Annotated in this window: 12 protein-coding genes; 10 read left to right on the top strand and 2 right to left on the bottom strand. The window is 56.3% G+C overall.

The genetic code is table 11. The annotated features are described in order from the left end of the window. Positions 1-954: 954 nt before the first annotated feature. On the bottom strand, positions 955-1,509 hold the full coding sequence (locus tag QZ302_RS05905; protein ID WP_294593581.1) for an NADH peroxidase: 555 nt from the start codon (positions 1,507-1,509) through the stop codon (positions 955-957). Positions 1,510-1,546: 37 nt separating this feature from the next. Next, positions 1,547-1,975, bottom strand: a complete 429-nt coding sequence (locus tag QZ302_RS05910; RefSeq protein ID WP_294593583.1) for a Fur family transcriptional regulator — start codon at positions 1,973-1,975, stop codon at positions 1,547-1,549. Between the two features lie 173 nt (positions 1,976-2,148). Between QZ302_RS05910 and QZ302_RS05915 the strand changes: the two genes are divergently transcribed. From QZ302_RS05915 to QZ302_RS05960, 10 genes are all read left to right on the top strand, one after another. Continuing rightward, the gene (locus QZ302_RS05915; RefSeq protein WP_294593585.1) at positions 2,149-3,264 is read left to right on the top strand and encodes a 6-bladed beta-propeller; all 1,116 of its coding nucleotides are present in this window, start codon (positions 2,149-2,151) and stop codon (positions 3,262-3,264) included. Further along, a complete protein-coding gene (locus QZ302_RS05920) occupies positions 3,255-3,830 on the top strand; it encodes a hypothetical protein (protein WP_294593586.1) in 576 nt (191 codons plus the stop codon). Before QZ302_RS05915 ends, QZ302_RS05920 begins: the two co-directional genes overlap by 10 nt. 149 nt (positions 3,831-3,979) lie before the next feature. Beyond that, positions 3,980-4,300, top strand: coding sequence for a hypothetical protein (locus tag QZ302_RS05925; protein ID WP_294593588.1), 321 nt, complete (start codon positions 3,980-3,982; stop codon positions 4,298-4,300). 68 nt (positions 4,301-4,368) lie between these two features. Next, complete coding sequence (locus QZ302_RS05930; protein ID WP_294593590.1) at positions 4,369-5,403, top strand: hypothetical protein; 1,035 nt, start codon at positions 4,369-4,371, stop codon at positions 5,401-5,403. A 345-nt stretch (positions 5,404-5,748) separates the two neighbouring features. After that, on the top strand, positions 5,749-5,976 hold the full coding sequence (locus QZ302_RS05935; protein WP_294593592.1) for a hypothetical protein: 228 nt from the start codon (positions 5,749-5,751) through the stop codon (positions 5,974-5,976). Between the two features lie 262 nt (positions 5,977-6,238). After that, complete coding sequence (locus QZ302_RS05940) at positions 6,239-6,904, top strand: succinate dehydrogenase cytochrome b subunit (protein WP_294593594.1); 666 nt, start codon at positions 6,239-6,241, stop codon at positions 6,902-6,904. Positions 6,905-6,953: 49 nt separating this feature from the next. Further along, positions 6,954-8,900, top strand: a complete 1,947-nt coding sequence (locus QZ302_RS05945; protein ID WP_294593596.1) for a fumarate reductase/succinate dehydrogenase flavoprotein subunit — start codon at positions 6,954-6,956, stop codon at positions 8,898-8,900. Between the two features lie 360 nt (positions 8,901-9,260). Then, complete coding sequence (locus QZ302_RS05950; RefSeq protein WP_294593598.1) at positions 9,261-10,004, top strand: succinate dehydrogenase/fumarate reductase iron-sulfur subunit; 744 nt, start codon at positions 9,261-9,263, stop codon at positions 10,002-10,004. A 189-nt stretch (positions 10,005-10,193) separates the two neighbouring features. Next, complete coding sequence (locus QZ302_RS05955; RefSeq protein ID WP_294593600.1) at positions 10,194-11,378, top strand: M43 family zinc metalloprotease; 1,185 nt, start codon at positions 10,194-10,196, stop codon at positions 11,376-11,378. A gap of 76 nt (positions 11,379-11,454) precedes the next feature. Continuing rightward, positions 11,455-11,682, top strand: coding sequence for a hypothetical protein (locus QZ302_RS05960; protein ID WP_294593602.1), 228 nt, complete (start codon positions 11,455-11,457; stop codon positions 11,680-11,682). Positions 11,683-11,960: the final 278 nt, after the last annotated feature.

The following is an 11,960-nucleotide window of genomic DNA, read 5'->3' on the forward strand; positions in this document are numbered from 1 at the left end:
AGCTGGTCGTCCACGTCCTACGATTCGGGCGACCACTACCGTGGCGTGTACTTGTTCTTCCGCGTGACGGAACTCTACCCCAGCCACATGACGTACCGGGCCTACGGTCTTCAGTTGCGGTGCCTCTCGGAAGAAACGAGGAATGCTTGCGATTCGAAGAATCGCACGGGCCGAAGTTCCTCCCCATTCACCACCCCAATTCTGTCGGGTTCGGGCCGCGCGCTCCCCGGGTGGGCCGAACGGCCCAGCGCGCGAACCCGGCGACCTGCGGTCGCGATAAGCACTGCCAAGTTCGGGCTGCCGCCACGGGGGGAAGCCGCTCTGCGGCTTGGCGGCAAGCCCGGCGATTCTCACGAATCGCGCTACTCGCTCTCGGCCTCAAGCTCCGCCCGAAAACAAGCCCGACCCAGTTCTTCGCCCCGTGTTCGCCTCAATGCGGCTCCGCTGTCGCTCCGCCACTACCGTCGCCCGCGGCAATTCTTGCCGGATTGGCCAAGCGCCAACCGGCAGAATATGCCATCTTAGGCGGGCGGGCGCGCCCAAAGGGCGTTTTACTGGCCGCCTCTACCCGATTCTCTTTTCGCGCGCCTTGCGCGATTCATCTACATTCGGCTACCGCCGAAATAGCAGAATCGCTTCTTAAGGCGTGGCGCGCGTATGTTCTACTAGAGGGTACTGCCCTCAGGCCGGGCAGGCCCCGCGTGCCCGCGGTGGGCAATGGGCCGCCTCGACCCAATCCTTTGTCCCGCCTCGAACTGTTCTTTTTCTTCAGAAAAAGAACCAAAAAGACTTCCGACGGATGCTGACGCATCCTCAAGCTGCCGGCGGCCCTAACCAATGCGAAAACCTCGCCCCTGCCCGCACACCTTAAAAACACACAAAAAGAACGGGTTGCGCCTCGCACTGAGACCCAACCCGTTCCAAATAGATGATTTCGTAAGCCTGACGAACGCCCTACTTCTTGAAATAGCGGTTGTACAACCCCTCGAAGCCCTTGCCATGCCTAGCCTCGTCCTTGCACATCTCGTGCACCGTGTCGTGGATCGCATCCAGCCCCAGCTCCTTCGCCCGCGTTGCGATGCGTTTTTTGTCTTCGCACGCCCCAGCTTCAGCCTCCATGCGAGCTTTCACGTTGGTCTTCGTATCCCAGACCACCTCGCCCAGCAGTTCGCAGAACTTCGCCGCATGTTCGGCCTCTTCCCACGCATAGCGTTTGAAAGCCTCCGCAATCTCCGGATACCCCTCGCGATCCGCCTGCCGGCTCATCGCCAGATACATCCCCACCTCCGTGCACTCGCCCGTGAAATGCGCCTTCAACCCGTCAAACACCTCCGCATCGACCCCTTTGGCCACCCCGATCACATGCTCGTCCACAAAAGTCAGCCCTCCGGCCTGTTCCACATACTCCTTGAATTTGCTCTTCGGCTGTTTGCACTGCGGGCAGAATTCCGGTGCTTCGTCCCCTTCGTGAATGTAGCCGCACACCGTACAAATGAATTTCTTTTTCATACTGAATCGTTTTGTTTGTTTGGTTTGGAAATGGTTATTAATTGTTCTGAGAATTTTTCTTTTCGCACTCCCGGCAAACCCCTCGACAGTAGAGCTGCACCGCCTCGATCCGATGCCCCTCCGCCACCGGCAGCCGCGGCACCTCGTCGAGAAAGAGATCGTACACCCCCCCGCAAGCCGTACAATACAGGTGCCCGTGCACCGACATATCCCCGTCGAACCGCGAACACCCCGGTTCGATCGTGAGGTGCGCCGCCGCCCCCCGCTCCACCAGCAGGTTGAGCGTATTGTAGACCGTCGTTTTCGACAGCGTCGGCATCTGCGGCGCCAACGCCCCGTAGACCTCCTCCGCCGTCGGATGCGTGCGATGCTTCAGGAGGTAGTCCATCACCGCCACCCGCTGCACCGAAAGCCGCACCCCGCATCGGCGCAACACCGTCGCCGCATCTGCATCGAGTCGTTCCATAATTTGTAATAATTACAAATCTATAACGAGTACAAAGTAAAATTATTTTGTCGAGTCCTCCAAATTTTCTTTCGCTTTTCCTCCGAAATAATTATCTTCACCTCACACCCGCCGAAACACACCCCCTCTGCGGCCCTCGAAAGCCGTCTTTTCCACCCATCATTCAACCTCTCATGAAACTGCAAATTTTTACGCTGGCCTTTTTATCTTTAGCCCTGCCTTCGTGTCAGAAAAGCACTCATGCCTCTCCGGAATCATCGTTTCCCCTATCCGTCGTCGACTGGCAGGCCGAAAATTTCGGACAACTTTCCGACATCCTCGCATACACCGAGTGTATCGAACTGGAGAATACACCCGAAGCCGCCTTTTCTACCATCGACTGCATCGTTTGTCAGGACGACCGCTATTTCATTTTCGACAAATACGGCTCGAACAAACTGCTGATGTTCGACGACCGGGGCCGTTTCGTCCGGCAAATCGGCCGACCGGGCCACGGCCCCGGCGAATACGTCCGCCTCGAATCCTTTTCGATTCGGAACGACACCGTTTTCGCTCTGGACGCCAACGGGCAGAAGATTTTGGTCTACGACATCGACGGCCAACATCTCCGTGATATCCGCATTGCCGACCTCGACTTTCCCGATGCGTTGGCATGGCTTTCCGACGGCTTTTTGTTTTACCGAGGTCTGTATGACGAAGAATCAGCCGAGGATGTAGTGGCCCTTTTTCGCACGGACAGCCAGGCCGGTTCTGTGGAACCCTATTTCGGGTACAACGAACAATCGTCCCGCGTCAGCTTCGGCCAGCCATTGACAGAGTCCGACTCTTCGATCGTTTTCAGTCGTTACCTGAACGACACCGTTGTCCTGTTCGACCGTTCGGGACAGATTGTTAAAGGTATCTGTTTCGATTTCGGCACACGGCGTATTCCTGATTCCCGGCGCGGCCATATAGCAGGACAGGAATTGAATGACTCACCTTACGCCTTTCTTTCTTCGGCTCTGATTCCCGCCGGCTCGAAACTCTGCGGGGTCGTCTGCGAAGCCGGCGAACGCATGGTTTTCGCCTACGATTCCCTGACGAAGCGTACCTACATCGACCGGACGGGGCGAACGATACCCGCCCTGCCCTCCAACTTCGCGGCACAAGATTCGACGGGCCTTGTCTCCTGGCTGAATTACGATGTCAAGGATCATTTTCTCTCCTCTTTGGGGGAAGAGCGAATCCGGGAACTGTTGCCCCGCATGGAAGAGGGAAGTGTTTATCTGCTGTTATACCGATGGAAATGAAAATCTCAACTATCGCTTTCTATCTATGCCTTATTCTCTGCTTGTGCTCTTGTGGTAACAGCCGAAAAAAAGACGCTGTCCTTTTGGCCGAGTTGACCCGTTCGGAACTTATTTTGCCCCCTGCTCCTATAACGAATCAGCCTCGCATCCTCGTGTACGTCGGCGAGGGAGAGTGCGGCGTCTGTTCGCTCCGATTACCGGAATGGTATGCAAAAATCAACGAATTGCGCCAAACGGGTATCGACTCCGTACAGGTTCTTTTCGTGGTCGAAGAACGAGAGATGCCCCGTATGGAAGCTGCCGTAGCAGAATCTCATATCGCGCGCATCCGAGAGATTGTCGCCATTCGACCGGACAGTGCCAGATTATTCTTAAACACCAATCCCATACCGTCTGATTACCGTTTCCACACCTTCCTTTTGGACAAAGAGAACCGCGTCGTGCTCGTCGGCTCGCCGATCGGGAACCCCAAGATGTGGGAGCTTTATAAAAGTACCATCGCCCGCCTCGCCGCCCACGGCGGCACCCTTCCCGACAAGCAGACGAAGATGCCTTTGGGGCAGTGACGGCCGGATACATATTATCGAATAATTTTAAAAATAAAATAATTCGTCTGAAATTAAAAATATTCGATCGAAATATTTACATTTGGAGTACAGTCCGATTTAAGATTGGGCAGTAAAATTATTTTTTCACTTTTTAAATTCATGTTGTCATGAAGAAATTAACCAAAATCCTGTTGGTTGCCGGTGGTGCAGCCCTGATTTGCGGTGCGTCGGTGATGACCTATCTCAAAGCGCAAACGCCAATGTCGGCACAGGACGAACTCACGCTTGCCAACTTGGAAGCATTGGCCGTTTTACCTCCGTTTGGCCCCGATTTAGGAGGTTGGGGTATTGGTGGAGAAGCCGGTAGAATCGAATGTTACAACGTGCTCTATTATGCTGGCATGGGACGTATTACCGTTACGAAGTGTTCAACCTGTACGGAAGAAACTTGCTCCGATTATACCAGCCGAGCCAAATGTCGTAAGTAAATCATCTGTTGCTTGAAAGGCGTGACGTATTCAAGATATACGTCACGCCTTATAATCACTCTCCTTCGATGAATCGCAAAATTATTTTACCCTGCCTCCTGCTGTCCCTTTTGGGCTTCGCCTGCAACCCGACAACGACCGTTCCGCAAACGGAGATCGACCTTAACCGCCTGCCGACCGTCGAATTGCAGGCTGAATCTCGTCCGCTGGACAGTGTCCTGTGGGCTCCCGACTGTATTTTCGCCTTTGACGACTATGTTATCGTTGAAGAGGGCAAACGCTCGACCGGCCTATTTCAGTGCTTCGATGCCCAAAGCCTCGATTTTCGGTTCGCCTGTGGCACGCGAGGCAAAGGGCCTAATGAGCTGCTTAATCCGTTGGGCGCCTACGTCGTTTCGAACGACTCCACGTTCAGTCTGTTGGACAACGGCATTGAAAAAGAGTTTCGAATCGTTGATAAGCATCTTGTTCTGACCCGTAAGGCGCCCATCGTAATTTACGATGCCGTGAACGGATTGACCCGAATCGGTCGCGACCGATACTTCATGAACGGCCGTTCCGACGGTTCCGAGCCGGAACACCTTTTCTATGACGACGGTCATATCATCGATTGCGGCCACTATCCCGAATCGCCCTACGAAGACCACCGACGGTTCATTCTGGAATTCAAGACCAACGCCGGCCACATTGACGGCGATACGATCTATAGTTTTTATAACAACCGGAACCTGATTCGTAAATACGCCCCTGACGGTCGCCTGCTCGAAGAGAGTTATCTCTCTGGAAAAGAATGCAAGACCCCCGACTACGACCGCTATCACTCCGGCCAAGCATCCCAGTTTTTCGGCTCCTCCTGTATGGGTGATTCCGTTTTTTTAATCGCCTTTTACGACGGTGTTCCGAATGCCACTGTTTACGCGGGCGATTACGATCCGGAATTTCTCCTCTGGCGCTGGGATACCGGCGTGCAGTGTCGCCTGAAGCTCGACCGGCGGTACCAGCGTCCCGCTTTCACCCTCTCCGAGAAATTACATCGGCTTTACGTGTTGGACTTGCAACAACCCGACCGCATCGACACTTATGATTTGAACTCTGTGCTATAACCGACGACCATGCGACGACTATTTTGCTTGATTTTTCTGCCGTTCGTTTCGGCCCTTGTCTGTTGTGGCTCCGATTCGTCCGACCACGACCGGCAAATATTAAGGGAGTTCACCGCTCGACCGATTTCGTGGAACGATTCGTTGAGTCGGCAATTGCCGGGTTCGCTTCGACAGGCTGAGAAACCCCGAATTGTAATCGTGACTGATTCGTTACAGGAGTGTACAGCCTGCGCCATGGACTTAAGAAATTGGTACATCCAAAACGAAGATCTCTCGAATCGGAATTTATGTGTAACCATTCTGTTCATTTTACACAAACATAAGACCCTAGCACCTGATTTAGCCATGACTTTGACCGACTTCGGATTCGGGTACATCTTGGATTCGACGGGACAATTTATGGCTGACAATCGCATTCCCACCGACCGCCGTTTCCACACCTTTTTGTTGGACAAAGAGAACCGCGTCGTGCTCGTCGGCTCGCCGATCGGGAACCCCAAGATGTGGGACTTATATAAGTCCACCATCGCCCGCCTCGCCGCCCACGGCGGCACCCTCCCCGACGAACAATAGCCCCGCACACCTCCGCCCCCTCCGTCGCCGCCCGCTCCCCCGCCGGCGGCGACAGTCTTTTTTAACCCCCGCCACCGTTTCGCCACCCCAAAATTTGTGTAATACGAAAAAGGAAAATATCTTTGTTAGCAGAAAAACAACGCCCGGAGCCGCCGTGGACGGAGGCATCCTCTCCCAGACCACCGGCGGTTCTCCTTTCCCGCACCCAACGCGACACACGACTCGGCTTACAAAATACAAATCATTCAAAACAACCAAACCTATGAGTAAACTCTGGAGCTCCTCCATCGGGAAGAAACTCGTAATGAGCCTCTCGGGCCTGTTCCTGCTCGTCTTCCTGCTCGTCCACCTCGTGGCCAACCTCTTCTTCTACGGAGGGGAAGACGCCTACAACGCCATGTGCGAATTCATGGACACCAACCCCGTGATTCAGGTCATGGTACCGGTGCTCGCCGCCGGCTTCGTGATCCACATCGCGTGGGCCACCGCCATCACCCTGAAGAACCAGACCGCACGGCCCGTGAAGTACAAAGTACAAGACCTCTGCGCCTCCTCGACCTGGGAATCGCGGAACATGTACGTCCTCGGGATCATCATCCTCGGCGTGCTCGCCTGGCACCTCACCGACTTCTGGAGCCACATGCAGCTCCAACACTTCATCGGCGGCGAAGCCGTGAACAACCCGTACGAGCTGCTCATCCAGACCTTCGCCAACCCGATCGTCTCGATCCTCTATATGGTTTGGATCATCGCCCTGTGGTTCCACCTGCGCCACGGCTTCTGGAGCGCCTTCCAGACCGTCGGACTCAACAACCAGGTCTGGATCCGTCGCTGGCAATGCGCGGCCCGGCTCTACGCCTTGATCGTAGCCGTCGGCTTCATCTCGATTCCGATCGCCGTGCTGATCCTCGCCATCTTCGGCAAATAGACCATCCGGGAAACTCCTATTTTCAGAACCCAATCATTCCGAAAAGCACATGAGCAACAAACTCGACTCAAAAATCCCCGAAGGGCCGTTGGCCCAGAAGTGGAGCAAACATAAAGCAGACATCAAAGTCGTCAGCCCGGCCAACAAACGCAAACTGGACGTGATCGTCGTCGGAACCGGCCTCGCCGGGGCATCGGCCGCCGCATCGCTCGGCGAGCTGGGCTACAACGTCAAAGTCTTCTGCATCAGCGACTCGCCGCGGCGGGCACACTCCATTGCCGCGCAAGGGGGGATCAACGCAGCCAAGAACTACCAGAACGACAACGACTCGGTCTACCGCCTCTTCTACGACACGATTAAGGGGGGGGACTATCGTGCCCGCGAAGCCAACGTTTATCGGCTGGCCGAGGTGGCCAACTCGATCATCGACCAGTGCGTGGCACAGGGGGTACCTTTCGCACGCGACTACGGCGGACTGTTAGACAACCGCTCGTTCGGGGGGGCGCAGGTTTCCAGAACGTTCTATGCACGCGGCCAGACCGGGCAGCAGCTTCTGCTGGGGGCTTATGCCGCGCTGAACCGGCAGATCCAGAAAGGCTCGGTTAAATCATATCCGCGGCATGAGATGCTCGACGTCGTGCTGATCGACGGCAAGGCGCGCGGGATCATCACCCGGAACCTGGTGACCGGCGAGATCGAACGGCACGGGGCACACGCCGTGCTGATCTGCTCGGGAGGGTACGGCAACGTCTTCTTCCTCTCGACCAACGCCATGAACTCCAACGGGTCTGCGGCTTGGCAGTGTTATAAGAAAGGGGCGATGTTCGCCAACCCGTGTTTTACGCAGATCCACCCGACCTGTATCCCGAAACACGGCGAACAGCAGTCGAAACTGACCTTGATGTCGGAATCGCTGCGGAACGACGGCCGCATCTGGGTGCCGAAGAAGAAAGAAGACGTCGAAGCGGTACGTTCGGGCGCCAAGAAAGCCTCTCAGATTCCGGAAGAGGATCGCGACTACTACCTGGAACGCCGCTATCCGGCTTTCGGGAACCTCGTGCCGCGCGACGTGGCATCGCGGGCAGCCAAAGAGCGGTGCGACGCAGGGTTTGGGGTCAATGAGACGGGTCTCGCCGTCTTCCTCGACTTCTCGACCGCCATCAACCGCCTCGGCAAGGAGGTCATCGCACAACGCTACGGCAACCTGTTCCAGATGTACGAAAAGATCGTCGACGTGAATCCGTACGAGGAGCCGATGATGATCTATCCGGCCGTGCATTATACGATGGGGGGGATTTGGGTCGACTACAACCTGATGACCACCGTTCCGGGCTTGTATGCCTTGGGCGAAGCCAACTTCTCGGATCACGGCGCCAACCGTCTGGGGGCTTCCGCGCTGATGCAGGGGTTGGCCGACGGGTATTTCGTGATTCCGTACACCTTGGGCGACTACCTCTCGCACGACATCCAAACCCCCAAGATCGACACCAACCACCCGGCTTTCGCCGAAGCGGAACAAGCGATCTGGGACAAGATCAACAAACTGTTCTCGATCAACGGGAAACGCTCCGTAGACGACCTGCACAAGGAGCTCGGGAACATCATGTGGGAATATGTCGGCATGGGTCGTACCAAAGAGAGCCTCGAAAAGGCGATCACGGCGATCCAGGCGCTCCGGAAGGAATTCTGGTCGAATGTCCGCGTGCCGGGCAAAGAGGGCGAATTCAATCAGGAGATCGAAAAGGCACTCCGCGTGGCGGACTTCATGGAGATGGGCGAACTCATGGCGCGCGACGCCTTGAACCGCAACGAATCGTGCGGCGGCCACTTCCGTGAAGAGTTCCAAACGCCGGAGGGCGAGGCGCTGCGCGACGACGACCACTATGCTTATGTGGCGGTCTGGGAATACAAGGGCCCGGACGCGGAACCGGAACTCCACAAAGAAAAACTGGTCTTCGAAACGGTTCATCTCGCTCAACGTAACTACAAAGACTAACCACACTGTTTTACCCATCTTAAAATCGTTCTTTCTGTCCCTGACTGGAGGGTACTGTTCTTTTTGTGAACAAAAAGAACCAAAAAAACTTCAGAGCGCATCCCTACGGGATGCTCTGGCCGTGTCTGCCCGATTGGTTGGGCTGGATTTTCGGTGGGCGCGCTAATAATGGGCATAGAACCCCATGCGCGCCGCGCCTGAAAATCCCAGCCCAACGACACAAGGCGGAGAAAACCCGTGGTCGTCCCACCGGGACGACCTCTGCAAAAGTTCTTTGGGTACCTTTCTTTCAAGAAAGGTACGGTTCTATCCGGCATAAAGACAGCAAAGAATTGATTTAAAAAATAAGATCAGCTTGTTATGAATTTGAAATTGAAGATATGGCGTCAGAAAGACGCCCATGACAAAGGTCGTTTTGAGGAATACCACGTAGAGAACGTATCCGAGGGTAGTTCCTTTTTGGAGATGCTCGACATCCTGAACAACGACTTGATCCACGCCGGGAAAGAGCCCATCGCCTTCGACCACGACTGTAGGGAAGGGATCTGCGGGATGTGCTCCCTGTTCATCGACGGTCGCGCCCACGGCCCCGACGACGACATCACCACCTGCCAGCTCCACATGCGGAAATTCAAAGACGGAGATACCATTACCATCGAGCCGTGGCGTTCTCGCGCCTTCCCGGTGGTGAAAGACCTGGTGGTCGACCGTTCCGCCTATGACAAGATTTTGCAGGCCGGAGGGTATATCTCCGTGAACACCGGCGGCGTGCCGGATGCCAATGCGATCCCGATTCCGAAGAAAGACGCCGACGAATCGATGGACGCCGCCGCTTGCATCGGGTGCGGCGCCTGCGTGGCCACTTGCAAGAACGGGTCTGCCATGCTCTTCGTGGCTGCCCGGGTGAGCTCGCTCGCCTTGCTGCCCCAGGGGAAAGTCGAAGCCGCACGGCGCGCCAAAGCCATGGTCGCCAAGATGGACGAACTCGGCTTCGGCGGATGTACCAACACCGGCGCCTGCGAAGCGGAATGTCCGAAAGGGATCTCGATCGCACACATCGCCCGGTTGAACCGCGAATTTTTGTGCGCCAAGCTGAAAGACTAACCGTTTGATTTTCTTCGCCAAAGAAAATCAAACTCCGTAAAAAACGAGGCCGTTCCTGTTCGAGTAACAGGAACGGCCTCGTTTTTGTATATCTCCCGTTCGGACAGCGGCCGAAACCGATGTCGGCCATCGCATAGTCCGGGAAAAACCGTATTTTTACAAACGTTTAATAGAAACGCGCCTCTCCCCATGAAAAAACGCCTACTCTTCGCACTCGCACTCCTGCCGGCGATTCTGGTCGGCTGCCAAAAGAGTTCGTCGTCATCGCCCACCCCGCCGAATCCCGCCCTGCCGGAAATCGTCGCCGGAACCATCCCCGTCGTCTTCCACGTGCTGTACGAGAACTCGGCCGATCCGGAACAATACCCCTCCGACGCCGTCATCCAACGCCGGCTCGCGGAGCTGAACAAATTCTACTCCTCCACCCTCTTCACCGACCGGACACTGCCCGGCGTGCCGAGTCAGAAGGTCGGTCTGACCTTCGTGGCCGCCACCCACGACCCGAACGGCAAACCGCTCGTCACACCGGGGATCCATCGCGTCGTCTACTCCGGCTCCGCCAACATGAGCGCCGAAAACTTTCTGTACAGCAACTCGCAGAGTCAGCGTAACCAGAATATCTTCTGGAACCCGAACTACTACGTGAATATCTGGCTCTTCAGCTTCCTGCAAGACCCCGGCGCAGCGAACGACGAAAGCGAAGTCACAGGCATCTCGTTCCTGCCTTACTGCACCACGACGCACACGCTGTTCGGCCTAAGGGGCAATGAAGCCAGCGCACCCGGCGAGTCCTATTTCCACCGGCTGCCCAACTACATGCACGGCATCGCATTGAACAACCGCAAGTTCCAACCGGAAGCGGGGATCGATCCCGAAGACCAATACACGTGGATTTCCGACGAAGGGATGCTTACCTTGTGCCACGAAATGGGCCACTACTTAGGTCTGCACCACGCCTTCGACGAGACCCGGAACGGCTGTTCCGATCCGGACAACGCCAGCGACGACGGATGCGAAGACACGCCGAAATACAACCGGACTGCTTATATGACCGATATTCAGCCTTGGCTGACGGGCCAAAGCACGATCAGCGAGCTGCCTTACCATCCGTTCGAGCGTCAACCTTGCAAAGCTGGTTCCGGCCTCGTTATTTCGACCAACGTAATGGATTACTACTTCGGTTATCGGACTCAGATTACGGCGGATCAGCTGGCCCGAATCAATTTCGTGATGCAGTACAGCCCGCTGATTCCGCGGCCGACGGCGGCTACCAAGGCGATCCGGCCCGAGGCCCATCAGCTGGATCCGAACGCCACGCTGCCGGAACCGACTCTGATGCGGTGTTACGCACCGAAGCTCTCGTTACAGCCGTAGAAGGGCTCTATGACCCGCACATGCCATCGGCGCGCTCCTCTCTTTAGAGTACTTTAGGGAAGCGCGCCGATTCTGTTTGTCCGGGCATTCATCCGTCGGCGAATGCAGCTATGCCGCAGCCGCCCCGGGCTTCCGCGCTCGGGATACGGGCGCGTTGAACGGCGTCGGCAATTACGGATACAGCTACGCGTCTACGCCCGGCGGGACGAACAGTCTGTTCATGTGGTTCAATGCGCAACATCTCGATCCCTGCGATGCGTATTATCGTGCCTACGGTCGTCAGTTGCGTTGCCTCTCGGAATAAACGGGCAGGAGGCCCGCGGGGGCAAGGGGTGGGAGTTACCCTAATTGCGTTTTGAGTTGAATCCCTGCGGTTCGAAGAACCGCGCGGGCCGATAGCCTCCCCCGGCGTAGGCCTGCAACGTCGCGGTGCTCGTTTCCGGCCACGCTGGCTCCGACCCTTAATATTCACTCTCGACTAAAGTGGGTCGGGCGACCGGGAGGTGCTGTCGTGGGGTAGAGGCGGCCAGTAAAAGGCGCTGTGCATCCCGCCCGTGGGCAGGCGGCCGGCCCGCGCGACTC

The organism is uncultured Rikenella sp. (genome assembly GCF_910579375.1).
Classification (GTDB): Bacteria; Bacteroidota; Bacteroidia; order Bacteroidales; family Rikenellaceae; genus Rikenella.